Origin of the sequence: Aeromonas sp. Y318-1, from assembly GCF_027706125.1 — a bacterium.
In the GTDB taxonomy this organism is placed as follows: domain Bacteria; phylum Pseudomonadota; class Gammaproteobacteria; order Enterobacterales; family Aeromonadaceae; genus Aeromonas; species Aeromonas hydrophila.
The window spans coordinates 403,436-429,320 of the sequence record NZ_JAPDCM010000002.1; the positions used below are offsets into that span (position 1 = coordinate 403,436).

Here is a 25,885-nt window from a genome sequence, read left to right on the forward strand (position 1 = left end):
CTACACCTCCCACCACAGCCAACCTGGCCGCTGCAATATTCATTTCCACGAGCCTGACGCTCATGCTACACCCCCCAGCTGCACCGCTTGCTGGTGCAGGGGGAACGACAGGGTAAAACAGGTTCCCTCGCCGGGTACCGAGGCCACGCTGACCTCGCCCTGATGGGCACGGACCACGGATTGCACCACCGCCAGCCCAAGGCCGGTGCCCTGGGAGCGGGTGGTGAAGAAGGGTTCGAAAATCTGGCTCAGCAGGTGAGCGGGCATCCCCTTGCCGTTGTCGAGAATGCGCAGCTCCACCCGGGCGCCGCTGCGCACCGCGCTCACCAGAAGCGAGGTGGCGCCGGCCTGCTGGGCATTGGCGATGAGGTTGTTGACCGCCCCCGCCAGCGCGCTGCTGTTGGCCAGCAAGCAGAGATCGGGCTCCGGTGCCTCCATGTGCAGCTCACAGCCCTGCTGGCTGCAAAATGCCTCGGCGCCGGCCTGCACCTCGGCCAGCAACCCCTGCACCGACGTCGGGGTCACCACCTGGTTGTCGCCGTTGCGGGCAAACAGCAGGATGTCGCTGATCTGTTTCTCGAGATCCTGCAGGCGCGCCATCAGCTTTTGCTGGAACTGGCTGCGGGATTCCGGTTTGAGGGTGCGGTTGGCCAGGTTGGCGGCATAGAGCATGGCGGCGGAGAGCGGCGTGCGGATCTGGTGGGCCAGCGAGGCGGCCATGTTGCCAAGGGCGGACAACCGCTTCATGTGGTTGATACGGTCTTGCAGCTGGCGAGTTTCGGTCAGATCGTTGATGAACACCAGCTGGCCCGGCTGATCCGGCAGCGGCTGGGTCGACAGCTGAACCCGGCGCCCATCGCGCAGAGAAATTTCGTGGCCATCATCCTCGCGGGGCTGGAAACAGCGGTCGATGATCTGGCGCCAGGCCTGACCTTCCAGCGGCTCCCCCAGCAGCGCCTTGGCGGCCGGGTTGGCGCGGGTGATCCGGCCCTCGCCGTCGAGCAGCAAGACACCGGTGGGCAGCGCCGTGAAGATGGCGTAAAGCTGGCTCACCTCGTGAGACTGGAGCGGGGTATCCTGCGGCTGGGCTGTCATAAAGCTGACCTCAAACTGGCGACTGAATCAGCTTATTCAATTTCCATGCCACTAAAATTCACATATAAAATCAAAGCCTTGAAGCTAGGCGTCAAGGCTTTGACCCTTATGCTTCCTTGCTCATCCCGTATTTTTTCATCTTCTCCACCAGGGTGGTGCGGCGCATGCCAAGCAGGTCGGCGGCGCGGGCCACCACCCCGTCCTGGGACTCCAGCGCCTGGCGGATCAGCTCCACCTCCAGGTCGGCCAGCATCTCCTTGAGGTTGACCCCCTCCTCCGGCAGTTGCATGGCGCGGGCGTGGCTAGCAGGCAGATCCAGCTCGGGCGGATCCTGGAACACGGCGGCCAGTGCATCGCGCTCGTCCATCTCGGTCAGCCGCTCGTCCCGCGGCTCGCACGGCAGCAACCGATAGCGGCTCGGCAAGTCAGCCACATCGACGATCTGCTGCGGGTAGAGGATGAGCAACCGCTCCAGCAGGTTGGAGAGCTCGCGCACGTTGCCTGGCCAGGGGTACTGCATCAGGGATTCCATGGCGCGCTGGGTCAGGCGGATCATCCCCTGATGCAGCTCGGCATGGCGATTGAGCAACTCCTGCAGCAACAGCGGGATGTCGTCGGCCCGCTCCCGTAGCGGCGGGGTCTCGATGGGGAAGACGTTGAGGCGATAGTAGAGATCTTCGCGAAAACCCTGGGTACGGATCATCGCTTCCAGATCCCGGTGGGTGGCCGCGATGATGCGCACATCCGCCTGGATGGGCTTGCCGCCGCCAACCCGATCAAACAACCGCTCCTGCAGCACCCGCAGCAGCTTGACCTGCATCGGCAGCGGCATGTCGCCGATCTCGTCGAGAAACAGGGTGCCCCCCTGTGCCAGCTCGAAGCGGCCGCGCCGGGCGGCGATGGCGCCGGTGAAGGCCCCCTTCTCGTGGCCGAACAGTTCGCTTTCCAGCAGCTCAGCCGGAATGGCGCCGCAGTTGATGGGCACGAAGGGGCCCTGGCTTCGGCCGGACAGCTCATGGATGGCGCGGGCCACCACCTCCTTGCCGGTACCCGATTCACCGAGGATCAGCACATTGGCATCGGTCTCGGCCACCTGGCTGATGAGCCGACGCACCTCCTGGATCCCCTTGCCCTTGCCCACCAGCAGCCGCAACAGAGCCTGCCCCTTGTCGTGGGTCTGCTGACGAGGATGGAGGGAGACGAAGGCCTGGCAAAAGTGCAGATGGCGGGTCAGGGATTCGTAGGTGAAAGGCGCCTCGGCCACCCCGATGAAGTTGCTGTTGGGGAAGTCGGCCTCCACCAGCGACAGGAAAGGCACCCGGGGGAATCCGGTCAGCAGCTCGCCCAGCGAGCGGCCGTTGAGGGAACCGGTCAGCACCCCCTGCAGCGGGCCGGATGACTCGATGGCCACATCCAGATCGCCCTCGGCAACGTCCTGCCAGGGGATCCCCATGAACGAGAGAACTGTCCCCAACTGTTGGCGCCGCTGCGCATCGGCGTCAACAATCAACACTCCCATTGCCATCATATCCATCCCTCTATTCTCGACGTAACTTATTGTTTTATTGTGCTTATGTGGTCAAACCACGCACTTTATGCAGGATGCACAAAGTGCCAAAATTCCGACGCATTGTCAAAATTTGTCGCATTTCACCTAAGTTTATCGACCCAACGGCGCAACAAGATAAATTTTGTCGCCTCTTTTTTTGGGTACGGTGGGCAGGTAGCGGGTAAGCAAGAGAGGCTGGAACACTAGCAGATGCACCTGTTTGCGGCCGGCAGCAGGCCGCAAACAGGCGGGGGGGATCAATGGCGAGCGTGAGTATGGGGAGCGGCGTAGCGACATTCAGGGAAGCGGCTGCACGCCAGGAACAGCCGGCCGGCATGGGGGCCCTTCTTGGCTTCCCGCTCCACCAGCGGCGCATCACAGCGCGGGCAGTGCGGCACCTGATGGGGATACTCTTCTTCCTCATCTTCCACCTCGGCAAACAGATTCTCCACCAGCTCGGCCTCGGCCGCCGGCAACGGTGCACTGCGCGGCGATACGATCGCCTTGATGGGGGCCACGGCCGGGGCACGACCGCCATGACGAGGCTCTTCCACCTCGACCCGATCCAGCTGCAGGGGGCTGAAGGTGGGCTCGCGGCGATCACCTGGCAGCAGATCCTCATCCGGGGCTCGGCGGGGGCCGCTTAGCAGCGGCAGGATCTGTTCGCGCAGCTCTTCGACCTGATAATGGCTGCTTGCCGGGATCTGCAGCAGCGGCAGACCGGCGCTGTCAAAGGCGGCCTTGAGGAAACTGTCGCGCACCTTGCGCTTCTGGTGGCGATGGGAGCTGTCATCGAGCTCGATGGCGCAGATGAAGGAGAGGTCGGAGGGGTGGCAGAGCAGATAGTCCACGTGCTTGGCGCTGATCTTGTTGAACGCCTGCTGCCACTTGCTCTTGCCCATGCCCGTCTCCGGCGTCAGCACATCGGCTACCCGTACCTTGGCAAAGACCCGGGCCTGGTCGCCGACCGCCAGATCCAGCACACCGAGGAAGGAGCGCTCGGCGGGGCTGAACAGAGTCTCCTGCAGATCATAGGGCAGCGCCTTGCCCTTCTTGCCCCTGCTCCAGAAGATCGCCAGCAGCAGCAACACCAACAACACCAATCCCGATACGACAAGGCTATTCATACGCGCACATCCCGTTCACAAGAGCTATCCGGTTCACAATACAAAACAGGGGCATCACTCTACCACGGTGCAGCGGGCGCAGGCAGTGCAGAAATGGCGCCAACCCCCTCCCGGCGGTGCTTTTTCGCCATATTTGCGGTGGGCGGGGCTTCATATGGCCTGTGACAGCAGGCACAATGCTACCGAGTACCCATTTTCCAAGGAGAGCAGGATGCAAAAGCAATTGGTCGTGACCGTGATAGGCGCTGACAAGCCCGGTATCGTCGAGAGTCTGGCGGACGTCATCACCCACCAGCAGGGCAACTGGCTGGCCAGCTCCATGAGCGAGCTGGCGGGACAATTTGCCGGCATCCTGCACGTGAGCGTGCCTGACGAACACTACCGCAGCCTGTGCGAGGCGCTGGTGATGCTGCCCGGCCTCACCGTCAGCTTCGCCGAAGGCCAGCTCAGCCAGGAGCCGGAACGGCAGGTGATGGTCAGTGTCACCGGCAACGACCGGGCCGGCATCGTCCACGAGGTGGCCAGCATCCTGCGTCAGCTCAACATCAACGTGGCCGACCTCACCACCGGCTGCGAACCGGCCCCCCACTCCGGCGCCCCGCTCTTCTACGCCCACGCCCTGGTGGCGCTGCCGCCCCGACTCGAACTGGGGGATCTCATCAGCGCGCTGGAGTCGCTGTCGGACGATCTGGTGGTCGACATCGATCAGGCCATCATCGACTGAGCGGATGGTCATCAATCTGTCATATTTCCACGCCATAACTGCCGCGCAGACGCGACCTGACCACAGAGGCATCACATGAGCACCGACAAGCAGTATGAAGAGAAGGAGCTGAGTTGGCTCTCATTCAATGAACGGGTGTTGCAAGAGGCAATGGACAAGACGGTCCCGCTCATCGAGCGGGTCCGCTTCCTCGGGATCTTCTCCTCCAACCAGGACGAGTTCTTTAAAGTGCGGGTGTCGGACGTCAAGCGCCGCATCCTGATCAACGAAGTGCACGGCGGCGACGACGAGGCCAAGGTGCTGCTGCGCGCCATCCAGCAGAAGGTAATGGCGCTCGGCGAGGCGTTCGACAACACCTACAAGGAGCTGTTGATAGCGCTCGCCCGCCACAACATCTTCCTGGTCAACGAGTACCAGCTCTCCGAGTCCATCCAGCAGTGGCTGAGGGTCTTCTTCAAGGAGAAGGTGCTGCGCCACATCATCCCGATCCTGCTCAACAAAGAGGTCAACCCGGTCAAGTTTCTGAAAGACGAGTACACCTATCTGGCCATCGAGATGAAGAAGAACGGCCAGGTGATCCAGTACGCGCTGGTGGAAGTACCGACCGACGATCTGCCCCGCTTCTTCCAGCTGCCGCCGGAGGGCACCCGCCGCAAGAAGCAGATCATCATCCTCGACAACGTCATCCGCTTCTGTCTCGACGAGATCTTCAAGGGCTTCTTCGACTACGACGAGATAGCCGCCTACGCGGTCAAGCTGACTCGAGATGCCGAATATGACCTCTCCGACCAGCTGGATCTGAGCCTGGTGGACAAGATGAGTGATGGCTTGAAGCAGCGTCTCACCGCCATGCCGGTGCGCTTCGTCTACGAGCGGGAGATGCCGGCGGCGATGATAAGCTTCTTGAAGCTCAAGCTGCAGATCAGCTCCTACGACGCCATCATGCCGGGCGGTCGCTATCACAATTTCAAGGATTTCATCGGCTTCCCCAACGTGGGCCGGGACTATCTGGAAAACCCCAAACTGCCGGCGCTGGATTGCCGCGATTTTGACGGCTTCGTCAATGCCTTCGACGCCATCACCAAGCAGGACATACTGCTCTACTACCCGTACCACAAGTTCCACCACTTCACCGAGCTGGTGCGCCAGGCGGCGTTCGATCCGGCGGTCAGCGCCATTCGCATCAATATCTACCGGGTGGCCAAGAAGTCACGCATCATCCACTCCCTCATCGACGCCGCCAACAACGGCAAGAAGGTGACCGTGGTGGTGGAGCTGCGCGCCCGCTTCGACGAAGCGGCCAACATCGACTGGGCCAACATCCTGACCGATGCCGGCGTCAAGGTGGTGTTCGGGGTGCCAAGCCTCAAGATCCACTCCAAGCTCTGCCTCATCACCCGCCACGAGCAGGGTGAGGCGGTGCGCTACGCCCACATCGGCACCGGCAACTTCAACGAGAAGACGGCGAAGATCTATACCGACTTCTCCCTGCTGACCCGCCACCCGGACATCACCGCCGAGGTGGAGGGGGTGTTCGAGTACATCGAATATCCCTATCGGCGCTACAAGTTCAACCACCTGCTGGTCTCCCCCATCAACAGCCGCCGCCAGCTCTACCGGCTCATCGACAACGAACTGGCCAACGCCAAGGCGGGCCAGCCGAGCGGCATCACCCTCAAGATCAACAACCTGGTGGACAGAGACCTCATCAACCGGCTCTATGCCGCCGGTCAGGCCGGGGTGCCCATCCAGATGATCATCCGCGGCATGTGTGCCCTGCGTCCGGGCGTGCCGGGCCTCAGCGACAACATCAGGGTGATCAGCATCATCGACCGCTTCCTCGAGCACCCGCGGGTGATGGTGTTCCACAACAAGGGCAATCCCCAGCTCTATATCTCCAGCGCCGACTGGATGAGCCGCAACATCGACGGCCGCATCGAGGTGGGCACCCCCATCTATGACGAGCGGCTCAAGCAGCGCATCCTCGACATTCTCGAGCTACAACTGAGTGACACCTGCAAGGCGCGGGTCATCGATGCCGACCAGAAGAACGAGTACGTGAAGCGGGGCAATCGCCGCAAGATCCGTTCCCAGGTCGCGATTTACGACTACCTCAAACGCATAGAGTCAAACAATGGACAATAGCCTGTACGCCGCCGTGGATCTGGGCTCGAACAGCTTTCACATGGTCATCGCCCGCCTCACCGAGGGACGACTGCAGATCGTCGACCGGATAAAAGAACGGGTGCGGCTGGCAGAAGGGATGGACGGCCAGCGCCGCATGTCTGCCGAAGCCATGACCCGGGGCCTCGACTGCCTCGCCCTGTTTGCCGAGCGGCTGACCAATATCAAGCCGGATCAGATCCGCATCGCCGGCACCTATACCCTGCGCCGTGCCAGCAACGCCCGTGAGTTCGTGAGCGAGGCGGCCAAGGTGCTCAACCACCCCATCGAGATCATCAGCGGCCAGGAAGAGGCGCGCCTCATCTATCAGGGGGTCGCCCATACCCAGCACATCGAAGGCCAGGTACTGGTGGTGGACATCGGCGGCGGCAGCACCGAGCTCATCATCGGCGAGGGCTTCGATCACAAGGCGCTCACCAGCCGCAAGATGGGCTGTGTCAGCTTCACCCAGAGCTTCTTTGCCAACGGCAAGCTGAGCGAGAAGGCCTTCAACAATGCCGTGCTGGAAGCTCAGCACCAGCTCGCCCCCATCATCAACCAGTACCGCAAGCTGGGCTGGCAGAGCTGCCTCGGCAGCTCGGGCTCGATCCGCACCGTGCGCGATGTGTTGCAGGGAGAAGAGTGGACCGATGGCGCCATCACCCTGGCCGGGCTGGAACGGCTCAAGCAGGAGATGATCCGGCACAAGCGGGTCGGCGATCTCAAGCTGGCCGGCCTCACCGAAGAACGTCAGGAGGTGTTTGCCGCCGCAGTGGCCATCCTGCTCGGGCTCTTCACCTCCCTGCCCATCGAGCGGATGGACTATTCCGATGGCGCTCTGCGTGAGGGGTTACTGTACGAGTTCGAGGAGCGCTTGCAGCACCACGACATTCGCGAGCGCACCGCCCTGGCACTCTCCACCCACTATCGCATCGACAAGCGTCAGGCTGGCCGGGTCGAACAGAGCGTGCTGACCCTGTTCGATCTGCTCAGCGGCCCCTGGGAGATGCCGGAGGAGCCCTATCGCGCCATCCTCGGCTGGGCAGCGCGACTGCACGAGATCGGCCTTGCCATCAACTACAGCGGCATTCACCGCCACTCCGCTTATATCCTGCAGCACACCGACCTGCCCGGCTTCAACCAGGACGATCAGGCCCTGCTGGCCGCGCTGGTACGCTTTCACCGCAAGGGGCTCAAGCTCTCCGAGCTCCCTTCCCTGCCCAACCACGATGAACAGACGGTGCTGCGCTGTATCCGCATCCTGCGCCTCGCAGTTGCCGCCCACCACAGGCGCCAGGACAACCTGCTGCCCGATTGGCATGTGCAGGCCGCCGGCGATCAGCTGGTGGTCACCCTGCCACTGGACTGGTGCGACGAGAACAAATTGCTGATGCAAAATCTGGAGAAGGAGCACCGCTACTGTCAGGAGCAGGGTTGGCCACTGCTGTTCCAGCTCGGCTGACGCCAGCTCGGCGAGACAAAAAAGGCAGCCCATGGGCTGCCTTTTGCATTTTCGGATTGCGGCTTACTGCAGCTCGGGCAGCAGCAGCTTGGCGATTTCGAAGTAGATGATAAGACCGGTACCATCCACCAGAGTGGCGATGAAGGGGGCGGATACCACGGCCGGGTCGATGCGGAAGCGACGCAGCACCATGGGGATCACAGAAGCAACGGTGGCGCTCCACAGCACGATGGCGATGATGGTCAGGGTGACGACCATGCCGATCTGGGGACCAACCCCCAGGCTCCAGGCCCGTACCCAGGCGGCCAGCGCGATGGCGGCCGAGATGAGCAGACCGGTGGAGATCTCCTTTTTCAGCACGGTGCCGAGGTTGCGCAGGCTTACCTCCCCGACTGCCATGGCTCGCACTATGGTGGTGGTGATCTGGGTACCGCTGTTGCCGCCGGTGCCGATCAGGAGCGGAATGAAGAAGGCCAGCGCGATGGCCGCTTCCAGCTGCTCTTCAAACGCCCGCAGCACGGTACCGGTATAGGCTTCGGCCACGAACAGGATCAGCAGCCAGCCCACCCGTTTGCGCCACAGTTGCCAGGGGGTCGCCTGCAGATAGGGAGTGTCGAGTGGCGAGGAACCACCCTGCATCTCCGCATCCTCGGTCGATTCGAGCTCCAGGATGTCGGCGGCATCGTCCACGTGGAAGATCCCCACCAGCTTGCCTTGATCCTCGACCGGCAGGGTCGAGATGTCGCGGTCAATCAACAGGCGGGCGGCCAGTTCCTGATCCGCCCGGGCGTTGATGCGCACCGTCTCCCGGTCCATCAACTCGCTCACCGGCAGTTGCGGGTCGGCAATCAGCAGGGATTTGAGCGAGATGCTGCCAAGCAGGCGGTGGTCGTTGTTGACCACATAGAGGTTCTGGAACAGCTGGGCGTTGTCCCAGGCATCGTGGATCAGCTGCTTGGCGCTGCCCACCGTCTCCTGATCGCCGATGGCCAGGAATTCGTGGCGCATGTTGGCGCCCACCGATTCGGTCGGCCAGTCGAGCAGGGAGTAGAAGGTGGACTGCACCTGCTCCGGGAAGCGGGCAAGCAGCATGGTGCGATCACTGCTGCCCAGCCGGCGCAGAATGGCCAGCATGTCGCGGCGGGGCATGGCCCCCTGCAACACGCTGACGATGCTGGCATGCAGCCGCATCAGCAGACGCCCGGCACAGTCAGCAGACAGCGAACTGAGCAGCGCCGCCCCATCGGCAGTGGGCAGGGTATCGAAGATGCAGTTGAGCTCTTCCGGACGCAGGGTCAGCAGCTGATCGGCACGCTGAACCGGATCCAGGTTGTGCTCCAGCCAGCCCTGCAGGGCAGCCAGATCGAGCAGTTGGTGACGATTGAGTAGAGTCTGTGTTTTCTTCATCACAAATGACCTCATGTGATTTCAGGCAAGCCTGAGCGCGAACGGTGATCCGTCGCCGTCTGAAAGAAAACAGCAATTTGATTGACGAGTAATAGGCAGGAAATGACGCCGTCCGGCGTGTCATCATCCCCACGTACCAGCTTTAGCACTGCATAACGTATCCGGCATGCCGGAAGCCACTTGGGTTTACACCTTAATCCGATGAAAACTGTCCTGATCTTGGGCGTCTCTGGACGTCGTGAGATCAGTGGCCTGTGTTTATACAGGAGCCTCGCCTAACGAGATGCTGCAAATATGCGCACAACCCTCTGTTGTGCGGGCTGCATGATTATCGAATGATCAATAGGAGTCAACCCGTCGCAATGCGCTAAATAGCCTGTGGCAACAGCTTGTTACAATTGGCCGGCATGGGGAGTTGAATGAGGATAAACGAGCGGAAAAAACAGGGGCCAAGCGGGTAACCATCGCTCACAGCCATCAGGGCCGCGAGCGATGGGTGACCGGTCAACGAATGTAGTCGAACAGGGTCAGCTTGCTGATCTTGCTGAAGGAGAGCTGGGTGGCGCTCAGTGCCGCATCCTCTTTTGACAGGGTGGCAATCACCTCATAGAGATCCGTTTCGGAGACCTTGGCCCTCGCCTGCTGGTTCAAGGTGCTCAGCCCTTCGTTCGAGCCCATCACCTGCTCCAGGCTATTCAACCGACTGCCAACTCCCCCTAACCCCTGATCCATGTTCTGGCGGGCATTCTTCATGTGGGCGGTGGCGTCCGCCACCTTCAGCTGGAAGGTATCCGGCGTGATGTTGGGATCCCGCAGCGCCGTGATGAAATCGGACATGCCATCGAGGATGTTGTTGTTCTGGGGCGGATCCAGCACGAAGTTTTGTGCCGCGCCCCCTGCCGGCAGCGACAGGGTCAGCTCCAGCCCGTTGAAGGGGATCTTGTTGCCCGCCACATAGTCACCGCTTTGCAGCAAGGCACCGCCGCCATCCCTGATCTCATAGGTATCCGGCGTACCGGCTATGGTGTTCACCGTATACTGGTTGCTGGCGAGTGAGGAGTCGTAGTTGTTGCGATAGAAGCTGTCGAAGTTGCCCTGATCGGCCACCCCGACCTGAATATTGGCGCTCCCCGCACTGCTGGTTCTGCGGGTCGGCACTATCTCGAACAGATTGAAGCCGGAATCGTTGGCAGGGATCTGCACCGTCGGCGACACCTGAATGTTGCGCTGGCCGGTATCCCCCTGAAACACATAATTGCCGCTTGCATCCTTGATGAAGGGCTGAGTCTTGCTCTGGTTGCCGCCGAAGATATATTCGCCCTGGGAGTTCTTGCTGTTCATCAGGTCGAACATCTGCTTTTGCAGCCCCTCCAGTTCGCTGGCGATAGCCTTGCGTTCTTCTAAATCCATAGCTGAATTATTTGACTTCTGGATCAGGGTCTGGGCACTGGTCATGGCGGTGTTGAGGGCGGTCAGCACCGTCTCCTCGTGGCCCAGGCTGTTTTCCAGCAGGCTGCCGTTGACCCCGTACTGCTTGAAGAGATCGATCTCCTTGGTCAGCGCCAGCTTCTGGCTCATGCCGGAAGGGTCTTCCCCCGCCGTCTTGAACTTGTTGCCGGTCATCAGCTGCTCATAAGCCGTACTCAGCCGTTCGTTGGCGCCGTTCAGCGAGGAGAGGTTGCGGTCATAGACCATGTTGGTGGTAATACGCATCTGCTTACCTCACTGATGACAACAGGGTATCGAAAATGGTCTTGGCGGTGCTGACGATCTGGGCGGAGGCGGCATAGGACTGCTGATAACGGATCAGGTTGGCAGCTTCCTCTTCCAGACTGACGCCGGAGACACTCTCGAAAATGCCCTTGCTCTGGATCAATTTCGTTTCGTCGGCCTTGAGCTGGCTCTTGGCCTGGCTGGTGGTGTTGCCCACCCCGGTCACCAGGCTGGAGTAAGCCTCGTTGAAGGTCATCTTGTCGTTGCTGGTGCCAGCGTTGCTGCTCTTGCGCACCAGATCCTTGTTCTGCAGATCCGCCAGTGCCAGCCCGTTGGCGTTGTCGGCAAAACCATCGGTGTTGTAGCTGAGGGTAAAGCTGTCCTTGGCCTTTACCTGGCCAGTGATGCTGAACTCATAACCCGGAGTCTGGGCCGGGGTGGCGTACACCTTGGGCCCGCCCAGCGGACTCTCGAGGGCGGCCATCAGGTTCTGCCCCTTGCTGGAAGCAGGGGCTACCCCAATCAGCGTGGTACCGTCTGCCGCATAGACCTCGTAGTTGCCGCTGCCGTCTATCTTCACCACCTGGGGTGAGGCCGGATTCAGGCTGTTGGTGCCAAAGCCGGAGCCGGCCCCGGTATTGGTGATGCCATTGAGCTTGATCTCGCCCGCACCGAAGTTGTTCTTGCCTTTGTCGGCCTTGAGCGGCGATGCCAGCGCCAGATCTTCGGCCCGGGTTGCCAGCTGACCCAGGCCGGCGGCCGCCCGCTTGGTCGGTTGCAGCAGGATCTTATCCCCCGCCGCCGGGGTACCGGAGAGATCGATCTGGATGCCGTGACCCGCCACCTGTACCGTGGCGGGCGGCGTGGTACCTGTGGTCAGCGAGGTGCGGTTGCCATCCTTGTCCACCGAGAACACCTCGTAACCGGTGGCGCTGCTGAACTGCACTTCGTAGTCGAAGGTGGTCACTTCCGTGCCCTTGCCGGGCACGAAGCTCACCTTGGCGGCGCCGCTGCCGGTGTTCTGGCTGTAGGCCAGACCATCGCTCGAGCCGAGGGAGAAGAGATCCCCTCCCAGCTCGTTGTCCAGATCCATCCCCAACCGGTTCTGCTGGTTCATGGCATCGGCCATGGCGGCGGCCAGCTGGCCCAGCTCGCGCTTGGACGGTTCCAGATCGTTGCGGGCGGAGAAGAGACCGCCGAGACCGCCACCAATATCCTTGTTGTTCAGGGTGATCTTGTTGGGGTCCATGTTCAGCTGCAACTCGGGCTCACGGGCATCGGGATTGCCCGGCACCACGCTGAGCTGGGCAACGCTGCCATTGAGTACCAGGGAGTGGCCGGTGCTCATGTTGACCAGCATGCTGCCGTTGTCCTGCGGCACGGTGCGGATCTCCATCTTCTCGGAGAGCTGGCGGATGGCCTCGTCGCGCTGGTCGAACAGCATCAGGTTCTCTTCCGGCGTGCCCTGGGTGCGAATGATGGCCTGGTTCAGATCGTTGATGCTGTTGATCAGGCTGTTCACCCGCTTGGCCTCATCGCCGATGGTGGTATTGATGGTGTCGGTCTGCTTGTCCAGCTGGGCCGACAGGGTGTGAAAGCGGTTTACCATGCCGCTCAGCTGGCTCAGGGTGGTCTTGCGGCCGGAGATATCGGCGGGGGCTTCGTTGGCGGTATGGAAGCCCTCGAAATAGGAGCTGATGGCGGCGCCGACGCTGTTGCTGGTGTCTCCCAGCAGGCTGTCGGTGTTGGCGAGCTGCTGATAACGGGTGGAAGAGGCATAGAAGGCGGACGTGTCGCGTCTGACCTCTCCCTGGGCATAGGCGTTGATGACCCGCTCGGTCAGCATGTCGCCGGTACCAAGTCCGTTGGCATTGGTATAGATCAGGGTCCGTTCACGCACATAGCCCTGGCTATTGACGTTGACGATGTTGTTACTGGTGGTCTGCAGCAGTCGCTGCTGGGCCATCACACCCGAGGTACCAATTCCAAGCAGATCGCTTGCCATGACTTACAGCTCCATTTCTGTATTGTTGGTCGCGGAGTAGCCGGCAATGGCATCACTGCGCAATACCTGTTTCAGTTTCCTGGCGTAGTGCGGGTCGGTGGCGTATCCAGCCTGTTGCAAGGCTTCGAAATAACGGTCCGGACTGTCCACCTTGGCCAGGGCTCCCTTGTAGCGGGAACCCGAGGTCAGGAAATCGACATAGTCGTTGAAGCTCTCCTCGAACGACTCGTAGGAGCGAAACGCCGCCTTCTGGCGCGATGCCACTCCTTTCTCGTATTCCAGGGTGCTGACCACCGTCTTGGGCCCTTCCCAGCGAGGATCGGCCTTGATGCCGAACAGGTTGTGGGTCACCTGCCCCTCCCCGTTCTTGATCACCCGCTTGCCCCAGCCGCTTTCCAGCGCCGCCTGGGCTACCAGCACTGCCGGGCTCAATCCCAGCTTGTCGGCCGCCTTCTTGGCCAGCGGCATCAGCCGGTTGACAAACTCTTCAGGGGTGTCAAACACCTGGGTCGTTTCATCGAGCGCCTTGGCACCGCGAATGCCGTGTCCCACTTGCGCAGGCCCCATCGGCGGTATGGTGCGACGACCGCGATGAGCCGTTGCCAAAGGCTGCACATCGCCACTCATCTCCTTGTCAGCAAAATCTTTGCCAACTTTTGAAGCTGAGATGAGATCGTTGGCGGCCGAGGTGGGCGGTTGATAGGGTTTATAGACCCGCTCGGTACGCTGCGGCATCTTGAGCACCCGCCCGTCGTGATGGGTAAAGGTCTCTGGCGAGAGCTGCTTGGCCACCATGGCAGCCAAGCCGATGCCACCCTTGCTCGACATGTCGGCGACCCGCTGCTCGTCCAGCATCCCCTCGTAGAACTGGGTGTAGCTGCTGTTGAAGGGGCTGTCCTGGGTCAATACCTGATTGGCCTGGCGCATGCTTTGAAACAGGGTCTGGGTAAAAATGGACTCAAACTGACGAGAAGCCGCCATGAGCGCATCTGCCTTGCCCTCCTTGCTCTGGCTCAGCTGGCGCAGGCGATCCAGGTTCTGGATATCCTGCACCATGCCCAGATTCACGCCGCTGTTGGTATCTAACTCTGCCATTTTGCTTACCTCATTGCCGCCCGTGGCAACCCCTTGCCGCTTTATTACAGTATGACCAGCTGACCTTCGATGGCGCCGGCCTGTTGCAGCGCCTCCAGGATCGCCATCAGATCGCCGGGAGCCACCCCGACCTGATTCACCGCTCGCACCAGATCATCCAGGGTGGCCCCGGTATCCAGCTTGAACATGCGTCCCTGCTCCTGCTGCACGTTGATGGTGGAGTTGTTGGTGACCGCCGTCTGCCCGCCCGAGAGCGGATTGGGCTGGGACACCTGCTGATTTTCCGCGATGGTGACCGTCAAGCCGCCGTGGCTGATGGCAGCAGGTTTGAGCCGCACCTGGCTGCCGATGACGATGGTGCCGGTCCGGGAGTTGACGATGATCTTGGCCGCCTCGCTGGCCGGATCCACTTCCAGGTTCTCGATGGTGGCGAGGTAGGAGACCCGCTGGCCCGGGTCCCGCGGTGCGTAGACCTTGACCGAGGTGGCATCGAGCGCCTGCGCCGTGTTGGGGCCGACCAGATCGTTGACCACGTCAGCCAACCGGCGCGCCGTGGTGAAGTCGGGGCGGTTCAGGTTGAAGGTGATGGTATCCCCCTGGCTGAAGGAGTTCGGGACTTCCCGCTCCACGGTGGCCCCGTTGGCAATGCGACCCACGGTCGGCGTATTGATCACCACCTTGGAGCCGTCGGCCCCCTCGGCACCCAGCCCGCCAACTACCAGGCTGCCCTGCGCCACCGCATAGACCCGGCCATCCAGCCCCTTGAGGAAGCTTTGCAGCAGGGTGCCGCCGCGCAAGCTCTTGGCCTCACCGATGGCCGATACGGTGACGTCTATGGTCTGGCCCGGTTTGGCAAACGGCGGCAGATCCGCATGAATGGCCACCGGCGCCACGTCCTTGATCTTGGGCTTGATGTTGTCCGGCACCTTGATGCCGAAATTGTTCAGCATGGTGCGAAAGGTCTGCTCGGTGAAGGCGTTGCTCTTCTCACCCGTGCCCGGCAGACCGACCACCAGACCGTAGCCGATCAGCTGGTTGCTACGTACCCCTTCCACCGAGCTGATGTCCTTGATCCGGGAGGCATGGGCCATCCCCAGGGGCAACAGGCAGCAGAACAGGGCAACAAGACGGAGCGACTTCATAACACCTCCTAGAGCGGCCACCAGGGGCCATTGAAAAAGCTGGTGAGCCACCCCTGTTCCTGGGTATTGGCCAGATCACCGGTGCCACCGTAATGGATGCGCGCATTGGCCACCTTCTGGGATGAGACACTGTTGTCGGTGGTCACATCCTCGGGGCGGATCATGCCGGTGATCCGGATATATTCGTTGCCGTTGTTGAGCATGATCCACTTCTCGCCGCGCACCAACAGGTTGCCGTTGGGCAGAACCTTGGCCACGCTGACGGAGATGTTGCCCTGCAGGCTGTTGCTCTGATCCGCCTTGGCCTGCCCCTTGAAGGCGCCGTTCTGGCTGAGGGAGGCCGACAGATCATAGGGGCCGGCCGTCACCGGCACACCGCCCAACACAGCCGGATTCATGGTGAATTTATTATCCTTGCCGCTCTGGGTATTGGCCTTCTTGGAGGCGGAAGTGGACTCGGCCAGCTCGATGGTGATGATGTCGCCCACCTTGTGCGCCTTGATGTCCGAATAGATGCCGTTGACCTGATCGGGCTGGAAGATGGCACCGGTCGGTCTGACCGAAACCGGCTCCGACTCCCCGTAGACGGGGGCAAACTCGGGATCATCGGGCTTGGCGGTATTGGGTGTGCTGCTGCAGCCCCCCAACGCCAGCAGCCCCAGCATCCATATGGCTTTCATCATGCGCCTCCTACTTATGTGCGCTGGATCAGGAAGGACATCATGCCATCCACCGCCGAGAGAACCTTGGAGTTCATCTCGTACACCCGCTGGGCCTGGATCAGGTTCACCAGCTCTTCGGTCACGTTGACGTTGGAGGTCTCCAGCATGCCCTGCTTGATCACCCCCAGTCCGTCCGTCCCGGCGACACCCTGCACCGGCGCACCGCTGGACTGGGTCTCGACGAACATGTTCTCGCCCATCGGTTGCAGGCCCGAGGCGTTGACGAAGTCAGTGGTGTTGATCTGGCCCACCACCTGGGAGGCGCCATCCCCTTTGAGCTGTACCGACACCTGGCCATCCTCGCCAATCGTCACGCTCTGGGCGTTCTCCGGGATCTGGATCTCCGGCTGCAGCGGATAACCGTTGCCCGGCGTGACGATGGTCCCTTCACTGTTGAGGGTGAACTGGCCGTTGCGGGTATAGGCCGCGCTGCCGTCCGGCAGCTGGATCTCGAAGTAGCCACGGCCGCTTATCATCAGATCCAGCGAGTTGTCCGTGGTTTGCACGTTGCCCTGGCTGTGGTTCTTCTGGGTGGCCACTACCTTGGCCCCCGCCCCCAGCATCAGGCCGGAAGGGCGCTCGGTGTCGGCCGATGAACGGCCACCGGGCTGGTTGATGTTTTGATAGAGCAGATCCTCGAAGATGGCACGGGATTTTTTGTAACCCACGGTGCTGGCGTTCGCCAGGTTGTTCGAGGTAACCGAGATGTTGGTCTGCTGTGCATCCAAGCCGGTCTTGCTGATCCAGAGTGCAGGGTTCATGTAAAACTCCTTGGTTAGCTGATACGCAGCAGCTGGGTTTGAGCCTCGTCATTCTCTTCCGCGGTCTTCATTATTTTGACCTGGGTTTCAAACTGACGTTGCAACCGAATAAGGTTGGTCATTTCATCGACCACGTTGACGTTGCTCCCCTCGAGGGAGCCGGCAATCAGGCCGACAGTGGCCGACGCCGCTTCATTCTGGCCATCCTTGCGACGGAACAGGCCGTCCTGCCCCTTCTCCACCGCATCCACCGCCGGATTGACCAGCTTGATGCGCTGGAAATTCTCCGGCAGGTTGGCGGCCGCCCCTTCCGGACGGCCACTGATGGTGCCGTCCCGGTTGATTTCAATTTTCTCCATCGGCAGCGGCAGCACGATGGGTTGACCGCCGTCGTCCACCACGTTCAACCCGGTGGAGGTTTGCAGGTTGCCGGTCGCGCTCAACTGCAGATTGCCCATGCGGGTGTAGGCTTCGCCGCCCTTGGGATCCTGCACCGCAATCCAGCCCTGGCCGTCGACGGCAACGTCAAGATCCCGACCCGTGGTCATCAGCATGCCATGCTGCAGGTTCTGGCCTGGCCGCTCGGCCATGGCGAACACCCGGGTGGGCAGCCCCTCGCCAAACGCCTGCATGCTGCGCGCCTGCTCGAAGTCGGACTTGAAGCCGGTGGTATTGGCGTTGGCCAGGTTGTTGCTTCGAACAGCCAGGCTGTTCATGCTCTCCTTGGCGCCCGACATGGCGATGTATAGCAGGTGATCCATGGGATCCTCCGTCAAACTGATGACTCTGACAGAGGAACTGCAATTTGAATGCCAATCCCCATTACCTCGGGTCGCCAAGGCGGCAAATACCCATGAAAAAGGCTATGTCCCAATTACATGTTGCATGGGGCGCCCCAGCGCCTCATGCAAGCAACGTGAGATATTCACTTCCCGCCCATAGCGCACCAACATCCTTCGCCAACCCAGATAATTCCTCAGATAGTGGGTCGCGACCCCATGGAACCGCTCCATCCACTCCTTCAATCGCCTGTGGTACCCGTTCACATGTTGGATGTGATATGCACCCACCACCCGCTCTCCCGCTCGATTGCGCACCACTTGGTGTGTTATCCCTTGCCCCTTGCTGAAACTCGCATACACCCCGGCACCATCGCTGCACAGGACGGCATCCGGGGCGATAAGCGGTTGAAGCACTGCCTTCACCGCCCTGGCATTCAGCCGTTCCAACTGGAAGTCAGCCAGGTGGCCTGCTCTGTCTTGCACCACCATCACCGGGATGTAATCCGGTCCTGTGCCTCGGGTACGGCCTTTACCTCCACGATGGCGGGCCGGGCGGGGCAATCCGCGCTGTCCTTTGAACGACTCCAGGAAGAAGGTCTCATCGACCTCGACAATACCCTCTTCCCGTACCGCCTGGTGGCTAGCCATGGCCTTCAGGAAGCGGTGACGCCACAAAAAGGCGGTGTTTTTACCGACCCCACAGCGGAGCGCCGCCTGCCGGACGGTCAGACCGTCGATGAGGGCCTGAGCATAGTCTTCCCAGCACTGTGGCTTGCGAAGTCGGGCGAGAGGCGTGTTGGTGAGAACGGAACAGGTGCGCAAACACTGCTTGCAGCGATAACGGCGCAGCCCTCGAGACCAGCCCCAGGGAGCCAGTTGTGTGGCCTCGGCCTGGCAGTGAGGGCAGCATTGGCATGTGGGCAGTTGAGTGGCCAACGAGGTGATGGGGTGAGGGGTGGTGAGTTCCTGTTGCGCGAGACGACGCTGACGCAAAGTGAGCAATGGGAAGAGGGACAGTAGATGTTGAAAGGCTTGGGTATCCATGATGGCGGCCCTCAAGGTGATGACCTACTTCAAGGTTAGCCTTTCAACACATAACTGGGACTGAGCCATGAAAAAGGGCGCCGAAGCGCCCTTTGTTAACAAGAGGATGATTAGCGGATCTGCAGTATGGTTTGCTGCAGGGAGCTGTTCACTTCCAGCGAACGGGAGTTGGCCTGGAAGTTGCGCTGCGCGGTGATGAGGTTGACCAGCTGGGAGGTCAAATCCACGTTGGATTGTTCCAGCGCAGAGGACTTGATGCTACCCAAGGTGCCCGAGTTAGGGGTGCCGGGCAGCGCATCACCAGAGAGCAGAGACTGGCGCCAGGAGGTATCGCCAACCTGGGTCAATCCTTGCGAGTTGGCGAATTTGGCAAGTGCCACCATGGCAACCTTCAACGTCGTCGCATTGCTGTAGGTCGCCGACACAATACCGTCCGGCGTAATCTCGACCTTGGTCAGATTACCAACAGTGGCACCATCCTGGGTCAGTTTGGTGACGTTGAAAGGTGAGCTGTATTGCGTCACATCACCGAGACGGATCTCCAATGTCTGAGCGGGATCGGCACCGTTGGTAATAATCCCGGCCGTCGTGCCAAGGGCGACGGTTTTGATCGGATCAGCTGGAACGGTTTTAGTTGGATCCAATTTGCCGCCGGAAGTAAACTCCATCTTTACGCCTGTGGGGACGCCTGTCGCTGGGCTGGGTGAACCACCAGCGATGTCGATGGGCTTGTTCCCTTCATACATGTACATGCTCCAGGTACCCGGCGTCAGCGGCGTTCCCGGGGCAGCCGGATCCTCATGGCGGACAAAATATTTGGTGATCACATGGGGAGCACCAAGCGAATCATATATCGTCACCGAGGTTGAGTGGGCAAAGGTAGCCGAGTTGGTCGGATCAAACGCAGTCGGTGACGTTGGTTTGGTTTTCGACTCGATACTCAGGTTGAAACTGGCTTCCACCAGCTCGGTCATTTTTGGCTCACCCGCCCGATCCGGTATTTGAATCGGTTTGGTGGCGTTGATGCTGACCGCCTTGGGCGTCCCATCCGTGTTGATTTCATAACCTTGCAGATAGTTGCCCTGATTGTTGACCATATAGCTGTTTTCATTCAGCTTGAAGGCGCCGGCCCGGGTAAAGGTACGATCCAGGTTGGTCAGACCGTCCGATGTCACGAAGAAACCGTTGCCCTGAATGGACAAATCAAGGGCGTTGTTAGTGAACTGCAGCGCCCCCTGGTGAAACTGCTGTGCCACCGCCCCCGTTGCCACACCATTGCCGACCTGGGTCTTGGCATTGACGAAGATGGAGTTGGCGTAGACGTCCGCAAACTCGGCACGAGACTCTTTAAAGCCCGTGGTATTGACGTTGGCAATGTTGTTGGCGGTAACGTTCAGATCTTTTTGTGCCGCGTTGACACCGCTCAAGGCATTGTTAAATGACATATCCAGCTCCTTAGATCGATGCTGTTGGCGTAGGGGTTGATGGTGTTTTCACCGTACCTGCAATCTGCAAGATACTGTTCAAGCTTGTTGTACCGAGGCCTTTCAAATTGAGCTGGGTAGGATTGCTTGCCGTACCCAGGATCACGCTGTCGACCTTGCCATAGGCAAAGATCGGGACACTCTCCGACTTCCCGTCCACGGTACCGTTTGCCTTGAGGGTGTATTTGCCCTCTTTGGCCGGGTTTCCGTCCTTGTCCTTGCCATCCCAGACGATTTCGACGTTACCCTTCTGGTCACCTTCCAGCGGAAACTCCTTGATGACCTGTCCGCTCTCGTCTTCGATGGTGATCTTGACGTTCGAGTACTTGTTTTCTGTGCCCACAGCGACCACGCCTGGCAAAGAGCCGTCTTTTTCCAGATAACCCACATTGCTCTGCAGCAAGACGTTTTGTCCCACCAGCGCCGAGGCTTGCAGCGCCTGGCTGGAGGTCATCAGGCTATTGAGGCTGCCAATCTGGTTGGAGAGGCTGCTGATCCCCTGTGACGTCGACATGGAGGTCATCTGGGAAAGCATCTGGGCGTTGTCCACCGGCTTGAACGGATCCTGATAGGAGAGCTGCATGGTCAGCAGCTTCAGGAACGACTCCTGATCCAGCTCCTTCTTGGGCGTCGATGTCGTGCCCGTGGTCTGGGTGGTCGTGCGGCCGATGCCGTTCACGCCACTGGTTGTATCTGCCATCTATGCGTCCCCCTGTCAGGACTTGCCGAGGTTGAGCGTCTGCTGCAGCATCTTCTTGGCAGAGTCTGCAACCTGCACATTGGTTTGATAGCTGCGCGAGGCATTGATCATGTCCGCCATCTCTTCCACCATGTTGACGTTGGGTTTGAAGATGAAGCCATCTTTATCCGCCATGGGGTGATTGGGGTTGTACTCCTTGAGCAAGGGAGCCTCGCTCTCGACAATCCCCTTTACTTCAACCCCGGCCGACGCCTGCTTGTCCGACATGGCCTGATCCAGCTGGGCGGCAAAAATTGGCCGCCTGGCATGGTAAGTTTTTTCCACGCTGGAGCTGACGCTGTCGGCGTTGGCCATGTTGCTGGCTACCGTGTTGAGGCGAACAGACTGTGCACTCATGGCCGAGCCTGCAATGTCAAAGACCTTGAACAAACTCATCACTGTTCTCCTTTCAAGGCCTTCAGCAGGCCGCTGATCTTGCTGTTCATAAATTCAAGGGAGGTCTGGTATTCAAGGCTGTTGCGCAAAAACTCGCTGCGCTCCTGCTGCACGTCGACCGTGTTGCCATCACCGGTATCGGGCTGCAGGGGATTGCGATATTGCGTAACGCCTGGCGCATCCATCTGCAGGGCGAAATGCTTCTCACTGGTCGTGGCAAGGCCAAAGCCCTGTTGTTGCTGGGCCTCTTCCAATGCTTGCGAGAAGTTGATATCCCGAGCCTTGAAGCCTGGCGTGTCCGCATTGGCAATGTTGCTGGACAACACCTCTGCACGCTTGGAGCGAACGCTCAGCGTGTATTGATGAATACCAAATGCCTTGTCGAATGAAATTGCCATAGCACACCTCCTGCTTGATAAATTGTTAGCAAGAGGTGTGCCAAAGAGGGATTTAAGCGGGGATCATTTAACCTTGTAGACGATGCCGGGGTTGCACCGGATCATCTCGAACCTGTCGGTCAACCCGGCCAGCGACTCGGAAGCCCCCAGCATCAGATAGCCGCCGGGATTGAGGCTGGCAGCAAACTGGTTGAGGATCTTGGACTTCACTTCCGGTGCAAAATAGATGAGCACGTTGCGACAGAAGATGATGTCGAACTTGCCAAGCAGGCTGTAGCTTTCCAGCAGGTTCAATGGCCGGAAGGTGGTCAATTTTCTGACACGCTCCACCACTCGCATCTTGTTGTCACCATAAGGTTCGAAGAACAGCTTCTTGCGCTCGGGCGACAGACCGCGAGCCAGCGCCAGACTGTCGTACACCCCTTCCTTGCACTGATTGAGCATGGTGCTGGAAATATCAGTCCCGACGATCTGTACCCCACCTGGCAAGGTGCCCGGTTTTTTGACCTGCTGTTCCAGTGCCGTCATGGCAATGGAGTAGGGCTCCTGCCCAGAAGAGGAGGCCGCAGACCAGATCTTGATCGGTCGGCCACTCTTGCCGAGCTCGGGAAATATCTTGTCCGTCAGCAGCTGGAAGGGGTAAGTATCGCGAAACCACAAGGTTTCGTTGGTAGTCATGGCATCCACCACTGCCATTTTCAGGTCACGCTCACGCACACTCATCGCTCGAGTAACCAGATCAGACAGACTCTCAATACCAAACTGAGTCATCAAGGGTGAAAGCCGACTCTTGACCAGATACTGTTTGTTGTCACCCAGCACGATTCCGCTCTGTACCGCCAGAAAATTGCTGAATTGTTTGTATAAGTCGTCCGAAAGTGTCTTCATGCAGTTTGTTCTTCTTGATTAGAGTGCGCCTTGTACGGCTTTGGCCAATTCATCCGGCTGGAATTTGGCAATGAAATTGTTCGCACCAACTTTCTGCACCATGGCCTGATTGAACACCCCACTGAGGGATGTGTGCAGAATAACATGTAAGTCCTTGAGATTGGGATTGTTGCGGATCTCGGCGGTAAAAGTATAACCATCCATTTCCGGCATCTCGATATCCGAAATCACCAAGGCGATCTGATCCTTGATGGGACCGTTTTTGGACATTTCCAGCAACATGTTGAGCGCTTCACGCCCATCCTTGGCCAGCACGCACTGCACGCCGATGGCTTCGAGCGCACGCTGAACCTGCTTGCGAGCCACGGAAGAGTCATCAGCCACCAACACCGGGCGTCCCAGGGTCGGATGCTCCACGCTGGCTTCCACCAGCTCTTTGCTGACCTCGGTCGATACCGGCGAGATTTCGTTGAGAATGCGTTCCACGTCCAGGATCTCGACCAACTCACCGTCGACCTCGGTCACTGCCGTCATATAGTTGATGCGCCCCGCCCCTTTCGGCGGCGGCAGGATGGATTCCCAGTTCATATTGATGATGCGCTCGACCGAGTGCACCAGGAAGCCCTGAATGGAGCGGTTGTATTCGGAAATGATGATGAAGCACTTGGTCAGATCTTCGATCGGACGCTTGCCCATCGCCATGCTGAGGTCGATCACCGAGATGGTTTGGCCACGGATATGGGCCACCCCGCGAATGCAGGAGTTGAGCTTGGGCATGACAGTCAAGGGAGGACACTGCAACACTTCACGTACCTTGAATACGTTGATGCCAAATCTTTGACGTCCGTTGAGACGAAACAACAATAACTCCAGCCGGTTTTGCCCAACTAGCTGGGTACGTTGGTTGACCGAGTCCAGGATACTGGCCATAAACACTCCCTAAAAACGCTTGGCATTAATCATGCATGCGTGTTGGCTTGCGTCAAACTATCGATGTCACTGCGAACGAATTCTGAAGCAAGCATAGTTAAATATGGTGATATACGTGAACAACTTATCGGCCAGCGAGCGAAAATGATTAGTAGACTTTTCCTCACCTTACTGCTGTTTTGCGGCATTTCTCACGCCACGGCATCCGAGGTGACCAGTTACTTGCAAGAAAAGGCGCAGGATTTTGTGCTCGGCCAACTCGATGTCCCGCTCGATGCCCAGGTACAGGTGCAGGCAGCCTCCATCGATGAACGCCTGCCTTTGAGCCGCTGCGACGAACATCTTGCCATCACGCTGCCCGCCAAGATGGAGATCCGCCGCAATACCACCGTCTACCTCAAATGTGAAGAAGAGAAGCCCTGGGATCTCTACCTGCCGGTGCGGGTCAGCATACAAAAGCCTTATGTGACCGTCTCCACCCCGGTGGCCAAGGGCGATATCCTCAGCGAAAGTGTGCTGACACAGGCCTATCAGGATCAGACGCTGATGCGCGGTGACTATCTCAGCGATACCACGGCGCTCATTGGCGTGCGCAGCAAGCGCGAACTCAAGCCAGGCCAGCCTATCCGGCTCAGTCAGGTCTGCGTGGTCTGCAAGGGCGATCAGGTGACCCTCAGCGCAGAAAATAGCAGCATGCAAATCAAAACCATGGCCCGAGCCTTGCAAGATGGCAGCTTCGGAGACATGATCAGGCTCGTCAATATCCGCTCAGGCAAAACGGTGCAGGGTAAAGTCAACGCTGTTGGCTCCGTGGTGGTCACCTTCTGAGTGTTTTTCAGATCACTTTTTTTCTAAAGTTATGGCGATGACCACCGATAAACAGGTAAGCGAACAGCAAAGCAGACGAAGGTAAACACTATGGCTATTAACAATATCAACAACTTGGCGAACAACCGGTTGCAAAATACCGGCAGCAGCCAGGGTGCCAATACCAAACCAGCGACCTCGTCCCCCGATAACCGTGCGGCGACCGTCAAGACTGACTCCGTCTCCTTGACCAGCGAGGCGCAGCAATTGCAACAGATGCAGAAGAACCTCAACTCAGCTTCCACCGGCAATGAAAGCCGGGTCGAGAGCCTGAAGAAAGCCGTGGCCAATGGTGAATATCAGGTCAACAGCGAAACTGTGGCCAAGAAGATGTTCAGCTTCGAATCCAACCTCGACAAGTTGCTGGGATAATGGATTTACCTTCGCTGCTGCACACTCAAGACGACTACCTCTCCCAGATGCAAGGCTTGCTGGAGGAGGAGTTCAACCTGCTCAAGCAGCACCAGGCGCTGGCGCTGCCCGAGCTGGCAGAGCGCAAGCAGAAGCTGCTTGCCGATATTGAAGAGCTGGACAAGGCCATGGCGCTGCTGCCAGACCTCAAACAGCAACTGAACGCCTACCCCGAGCAGATGCGCACCCTGCGTGAGAAACTCGATGCCTGCCAAGAACAGAACGATCTGAACGGGCGCCTGCTCGAACTCAGCATCGTCTCCAACCGCCGGCTGGCCAGCTACCTGAGCAAGCTGCGGGATCGCAACTCTCTGACCTATGACGCCAAGGGCAATACCCGCTCCGGTACCCGCTCCATCGGCATCAAGGCCTGATCTCCCTGTTACGACGGCTGGCTGCACCGCCGCACGCCCCTTCCAACCCCTTCTCTTTTACAGTTCCAGCTGCAACAGCACTTCACTGTCCGCACAGGCGTGAATACTGAGCACCCCATCCTCGTAGCTGCCATAACTTGCCGCCAGGTTGCCGCGTGGAAAACAGATGGATCCCGGGTTCATCAGCACCAGCTCCCCTTCACGCTGCAGCACGGGCAAATGGGTGTGGCCGCTGATGAACAGGCTGCCGGCAGGCAGCGGCACCTCTGCAGGCCGATAGAGATGGCCGTGGCTGACGAACCAGCGCCGACCATCCACCAGCATCTGGTTGTAAGGGGCGGTGATGGGGAAATCCAGCAGCATCTGATCCACTTCCGAATCACAGTTGCCCCGTACCGCCATGATGCGGGAAGCCAGCGTGTTGAGTCGCTCGGCCACGGCCGCAGGGGCATAGCCCGGCGGCACCGGGTTGCGCGGGCCGTGGTTGAGCAGATCGCCAAGCAGCAGGTAGTGATCTGGCTGCCAGGGGGCAAGCTGGTCCAGCACCAGCTCCAGCGCACTCAGGCTGCCGTGCAGGTCGGAAAGAATGGCAATTTTCATGGCAAGC

Annotated in this window: 25 protein-coding genes and 1 riboswitch; of the genes, 6 read left to right on the forward strand and 19 right to left on the reverse strand. The window is 59.6% G+C overall.

Annotation, left to right across the window (positions count from 1 at the left end; translation table 11 throughout):
- Positions 1 to 60: 60 nt before the first annotated feature.
- From OKB87_RS04425 to OKB87_RS04435, 3 genes are all read right to left on the reverse strand, one after another.
- On the reverse strand, positions 61 to 1,095 hold the full coding sequence (locus OKB87_RS04425) for a sensor histidine kinase (RefSeq protein ID WP_011706627.1): 1,035 nt from the start codon (positions 1,093 to 1,095) through the stop codon (positions 61 to 63).
- A gap of 106 nt (positions 1,096 to 1,201) precedes the next feature.
- Positions 1,202 to 2,623 carry a sigma-54 dependent transcriptional regulator gene (locus OKB87_RS04430; protein ID WP_187590491.1) on the reverse strand — a complete coding sequence of 474 codons (1,422 nt, stop codon included), beginning with the start codon at positions 2,621 to 2,623 and terminating at the stop codon, positions 1,202 to 1,204.
- A 278-nt stretch (positions 2,624 to 2,901) separates the two neighbouring features.
- Positions 2,902 to 3,771 (reverse strand): DUF2726 domain-containing protein, encoded by an 870-nt coding sequence (locus OKB87_RS04435; RefSeq protein ID WP_247141207.1) that lies wholly within the window; start codon positions 3,769 to 3,771, stop codon positions 2,902 to 2,904.
- Between the two features lie 211 nt (positions 3,772 to 3,982).
- On the opposite strand from OKB87_RS04435, the gene OKB87_RS04440 reads away from it, so the two are divergent.
- From OKB87_RS04440 to ppx, 3 genes are all read left to right on the forward strand, one after another.
- Positions 3,983 to 4,495, forward strand: a complete 513-nt coding sequence (locus OKB87_RS04440; protein WP_016351315.1) for a glycine cleavage system protein R — start codon at positions 3,983 to 3,985, stop codon at positions 4,493 to 4,495.
- 75 nt (positions 4,496 to 4,570) lie between these two features.
- Complete coding sequence (gene ppk1 / locus OKB87_RS04445; protein ID WP_016351316.1) at positions 4,571 to 6,640, forward strand: polyphosphate kinase 1; 2,070 nt, start codon at positions 4,571 to 4,573, stop codon at positions 6,638 to 6,640.
- Entirely contained in the window at positions 6,630 to 8,120 is a 1,491-nt protein-coding gene (ppx, locus tag OKB87_RS04450; protein ID WP_029299818.1) for an exopolyphosphatase, read from the forward strand. The genes ppk1 and ppx overlap by 11 nt, the downstream gene beginning before the upstream one ends.
- A 63-nt stretch (positions 8,121 to 8,183) precedes the next feature.
- Here ppx and mgtE read toward each other — a convergent pair whose 3' ends face one another.
- From mgtE to OKB87_RS04525, 15 genes are all read right to left on the reverse strand, one after another.
- A complete protein-coding gene (gene mgtE, locus OKB87_RS04455; protein WP_011706633.1) occupies positions 8,184 to 9,527 on the reverse strand; it encodes a magnesium transporter in 1,344 nt (447 codons plus the stop codon).
- A gap of 120 nt (positions 9,528 to 9,647) precedes the next feature.
- A riboswitch (M-box (ykoK) riboswitch) is annotated at positions 9,648 to 9,817 on the reverse strand.
- Positions 9,818 to 10,031: 214 nt separating this feature from the next.
- Positions 10,032 to 11,240, reverse strand: a complete 1,209-nt coding sequence (gene flgL / locus OKB87_RS04460) for a flagellar hook-associated protein FlgL (RefSeq protein ID WP_102988367.1) — start codon at positions 11,238 to 11,240, stop codon at positions 10,032 to 10,034.
- 4 nt (positions 11,241 to 11,244) lie between these two features.
- Positions 11,245 to 13,245 (reverse strand): FlgK family flagellar hook-associated protein, encoded by a 2,001-nt coding sequence (locus tag OKB87_RS04465; RefSeq protein ID WP_257703103.1) that lies wholly within the window; start codon positions 13,243 to 13,245, stop codon positions 11,245 to 11,247.
- Positions 13,246 to 13,248: 3 nt separating this feature from the next.
- Entirely contained in the window at positions 13,249 to 14,340 is a 1,092-nt protein-coding gene (flgJ, locus tag OKB87_RS04470) for a flagellar assembly peptidoglycan hydrolase FlgJ (RefSeq protein WP_270826605.1), read from the reverse strand.
- A gap of 44 nt (positions 14,341 to 14,384) precedes the next feature.
- The gene (locus OKB87_RS04475; protein ID WP_011706637.1) at positions 14,385 to 15,482 is read right to left on the reverse strand and encodes a flagellar basal body P-ring protein FlgI; all 1,098 of its coding nucleotides are present in this window, start codon (positions 15,480 to 15,482) and stop codon (positions 14,385 to 14,387) included.
- A gap of 8 nt (positions 15,483 to 15,490) precedes the next feature.
- Complete coding sequence (flgH, locus tag OKB87_RS04480; protein WP_011706638.1) at positions 15,491 to 16,162, reverse strand: flagellar basal body L-ring protein FlgH; 672 nt, start codon at positions 16,160 to 16,162, stop codon at positions 15,491 to 15,493.
- A gap of 14 nt (positions 16,163 to 16,176) precedes the next feature.
- Positions 16,177 to 16,965: a flagellar basal-body rod protein FlgG gene (gene flgG, locus OKB87_RS04485; protein WP_011706639.1), complete on the reverse strand. Its 789-nt coding sequence runs from the start codon at positions 16,963 to 16,965 to the stop codon at positions 16,177 to 16,179.
- Positions 16,966 to 16,979: 14 nt separating this feature from the next.
- Positions 16,980 to 17,726, reverse strand: a complete 747-nt coding sequence (gene flgF / locus OKB87_RS04490) for a flagellar basal-body rod protein FlgF (RefSeq protein ID WP_011706640.1) — start codon at positions 17,724 to 17,726, stop codon at positions 16,980 to 16,982.
- A 102-nt stretch (positions 17,727 to 17,828) separates the two neighbouring features.
- A complete protein-coding gene (locus tag OKB87_RS04495) occupies positions 17,829 to 18,791 on the reverse strand; it encodes an IS1595 family transposase (protein ID WP_257703101.1) in 963 nt (320 codons plus the stop codon).
- Between the two features lie 110 nt (positions 18,792 to 18,901).
- Positions 18,902 to 20,236: a flagellar hook protein FlgE gene (flgE, locus tag OKB87_RS04500; protein WP_011706641.1), complete on the reverse strand. Its 1,335-nt coding sequence runs from the start codon at positions 20,234 to 20,236 to the stop codon at positions 18,902 to 18,904.
- A gap of 10 nt (positions 20,237 to 20,246) precedes the next feature.
- Positions 20,247 to 20,975 (reverse strand): flagellar hook assembly protein FlgD, encoded by a 729-nt coding sequence (locus OKB87_RS04505; protein WP_011706642.1) that lies wholly within the window; start codon positions 20,973 to 20,975, stop codon positions 20,247 to 20,249.
- Between the two features lie 15 nt (positions 20,976 to 20,990).
- Positions 20,991 to 21,410 carry a flagellar basal body rod protein FlgC gene (gene flgC / locus OKB87_RS04510; RefSeq protein ID WP_011706643.1) on the reverse strand — a complete coding sequence of 140 codons (420 nt, stop codon included), beginning with the start codon at positions 21,408 to 21,410 and terminating at the stop codon, positions 20,991 to 20,993.
- Positions 21,410 to 21,808 carry a flagellar basal body rod protein FlgB gene (gene flgB, locus OKB87_RS04515; protein WP_011706644.1) on the reverse strand — a complete coding sequence of 133 codons (399 nt, stop codon included), beginning with the start codon at positions 21,806 to 21,808 and terminating at the stop codon, positions 21,410 to 21,412. The genes flgC and flgB overlap by 1 nt, the downstream gene beginning before the upstream one ends.
- A 63-nt stretch (positions 21,809 to 21,871) precedes the next feature.
- Positions 21,872 to 22,696 carry a CheR family methyltransferase gene (locus tag OKB87_RS04520; protein WP_011706645.1) on the reverse strand — a complete coding sequence of 275 codons (825 nt, stop codon included), beginning with the start codon at positions 22,694 to 22,696 and terminating at the stop codon, positions 21,872 to 21,874.
- A gap of 18 nt (positions 22,697 to 22,714) precedes the next feature.
- The gene (locus OKB87_RS04525; protein ID WP_011706646.1) at positions 22,715 to 23,626 is read right to left on the reverse strand and encodes a chemotaxis protein CheV; all 912 of its coding nucleotides are present in this window, start codon (positions 23,624 to 23,626) and stop codon (positions 22,715 to 22,717) included.
- A gap of 222 nt (positions 23,627 to 23,848) precedes the next feature.
- Between OKB87_RS04525 and flgA the strand changes: the two genes are divergently transcribed.
- The 3 genes from flgA (at position 23,849) to OKB87_RS04540 (ending at position 25,278) form a co-directional block, all read left to right on the forward strand.
- Entirely contained in the window at positions 23,849 to 24,454 is a 606-nt protein-coding gene (gene flgA, locus OKB87_RS04530) for a flagellar basal body P-ring formation chaperone FlgA (RefSeq protein WP_257703145.1), read from the forward strand.
- A 90-nt stretch (positions 24,455 to 24,544) separates the two neighbouring features.
- Positions 24,545 to 24,865: a flagellar biosynthesis anti-sigma factor FlgM gene (flgM, locus tag OKB87_RS04535; RefSeq protein ID WP_049048030.1), complete on the forward strand. Its 321-nt coding sequence runs from the start codon at positions 24,545 to 24,547 to the stop codon at positions 24,863 to 24,865.
- Positions 24,865 to 25,278: a flagella synthesis protein FlgN gene (locus tag OKB87_RS04540; protein WP_011706649.1), complete on the forward strand. Its 414-nt coding sequence runs from the start codon at positions 24,865 to 24,867 to the stop codon at positions 25,276 to 25,278. Before flgM ends, OKB87_RS04540 begins: the two co-directional genes overlap by 1 nt.
- Positions 25,279 to 25,335: 57 nt before the next feature.
- Here OKB87_RS04540 and yfcE read toward each other — a convergent pair whose 3' ends face one another.
- Positions 25,336 to 25,878: a phosphodiesterase gene (gene yfcE / locus OKB87_RS04545; RefSeq protein ID WP_257703100.1), complete on the reverse strand. Its 543-nt coding sequence runs from the start codon at positions 25,876 to 25,878 to the stop codon at positions 25,336 to 25,338.
- Positions 25,879 to 25,885 lie beyond the last annotated feature (7 nt).

What these genes read in the sequence shown, in the direction of transcription:
- OKB87_RS04465 (WP_257703103.1), bottom strand. Translation starts at nt 13,245, where the DNA reads ATGGCAAGCGATCTGCTTGGAATTGGTACCTCGGGTGTGATGGCCCAG.
- flgC (WP_011706643.1), bottom strand. Translation starts at nt 21,410, where the DNA reads ATGAGTTTGTTCAAGGTCTTTGACATTGCAGGCTCGGCCATGAGTGCA.
- OKB87_RS04505 (WP_011706642.1), bottom strand. Translation starts at nt 20,975, where the DNA reads ATGGCAGATACAACCAGTGGCGTGAACGGCATCGGCCGCACGACCACC.
- flgF (WP_011706640.1), bottom strand. Translation starts at nt 17,726, where the DNA reads ATGGATCACCTGCTATACATCGCCATGTCGGGCGCCAAGGAGAGCATG.
- OKB87_RS04425 (WP_011706627.1), bottom strand. Translation starts at nt 1,095, where the DNA reads ATGACAGCCCAGCCGCAGGATACCCCGCTCCAGTCTCACGAGGTGAGC.
- OKB87_RS04435 (WP_247141207.1), bottom strand. Translation starts at nt 3,771, where the DNA reads ATGAATAGCCTTGTCGTATCGGGATTGGTGTTGTTGGTGTTGCTGCTG.
- mgtE (WP_011706633.1), bottom strand. Translation starts at nt 9,527, where the DNA reads ATGAAGAAAACACAGACTCTACTCAATCGTCACCAACTGCTCGATCTG.
- flgJ (WP_270826605.1), bottom strand. Translation starts at nt 14,340, where the DNA reads ATGGCAGAGTTAGATACCAACAGCGGCGTGAATCTGGGCATGGTGCAG.
- OKB87_RS04525 (WP_011706646.1), bottom strand. Translation starts at nt 23,626, where the DNA reads ATGGCCAGTATCCTGGACTCGGTCAACCAACGTACCCAGCTAGTTGGG.
- OKB87_RS04475 (WP_011706637.1), bottom strand. Translation starts at nt 15,482, where the DNA reads ATGAAGTCGCTCCGTCTTGTTGCCCTGTTCTGCTGCCTGTTGCCCCTG.
- OKB87_RS04540 (WP_011706649.1), top strand. Translation starts at nt 24,865, where the DNA reads ATGGATTTACCTTCGCTGCTGCACACTCAAGACGACTACCTCTCCCAG.
- flgG (WP_011706639.1), bottom strand. Translation starts at nt 16,965, where the DNA reads ATGAACCCTGCACTCTGGATCAGCAAGACCGGCTTGGATGCACAGCAG.
- flgM (WP_049048030.1), top strand. Translation starts at nt 24,545, where the DNA reads ATGGCTATTAACAATATCAACAACTTGGCGAACAACCGGTTGCAAAAT.
- OKB87_RS04430 (WP_187590491.1), bottom strand. Translation starts at nt 2,623, where the DNA reads ATGATGGCAATGGGAGTGTTGATTGTTGACGCCGATGCGCAGCGGCGC.
- yfcE (WP_257703100.1), bottom strand. Translation starts at nt 25,878, where the DNA reads ATGAAAATTGCCATTCTTTCCGACCTGCACGGCAGCCTGAGTGCGCTG.
- ppx (WP_029299818.1), top strand. Translation starts at nt 6,630, where the DNA reads ATGGACAATAGCCTGTACGCCGCCGTGGATCTGGGCTCGAACAGCTTT.
- flgE (WP_011706641.1), bottom strand. Translation starts at nt 20,236, where the DNA reads ATGTCATTTAACAATGCCTTGAGCGGTGTCAACGCGGCACAAAAAGAT.
- ppk1 (WP_016351316.1), top strand. Translation starts at nt 4,571, where the DNA reads ATGAGCACCGACAAGCAGTATGAAGAGAAGGAGCTGAGTTGGCTCTCA.
- OKB87_RS04440 (WP_016351315.1), top strand. Translation starts at nt 3,983, where the DNA reads ATGCAAAAGCAATTGGTCGTGACCGTGATAGGCGCTGACAAGCCCGGT.
- OKB87_RS04520 (WP_011706645.1), bottom strand. Translation starts at nt 22,696, where the DNA reads ATGAAGACACTTTCGGACGACTTATACAAACAATTCAGCAATTTTCTG.
- OKB87_RS04495 (WP_257703101.1), bottom strand. Translation starts at nt 18,791, where the DNA reads ATGGATACCCAAGCCTTTCAACATCTACTGTCCCTCTTCCCATTGCTC.
- flgH (WP_011706638.1), bottom strand. Translation starts at nt 16,162, where the DNA reads ATGAAAGCCATATGGATGCTGGGGCTGCTGGCGTTGGGGGGCTGCAGC.
- flgL (WP_102988367.1), bottom strand. Translation starts at nt 11,240, where the DNA reads ATGCGTATTACCACCAACATGGTCTATGACCGCAACCTCTCCTCGCTG.
- flgB (WP_011706644.1), bottom strand. Translation starts at nt 21,808, where the DNA reads ATGGCAATTTCATTCGACAAGGCATTTGGTATTCATCAATACACGCTG.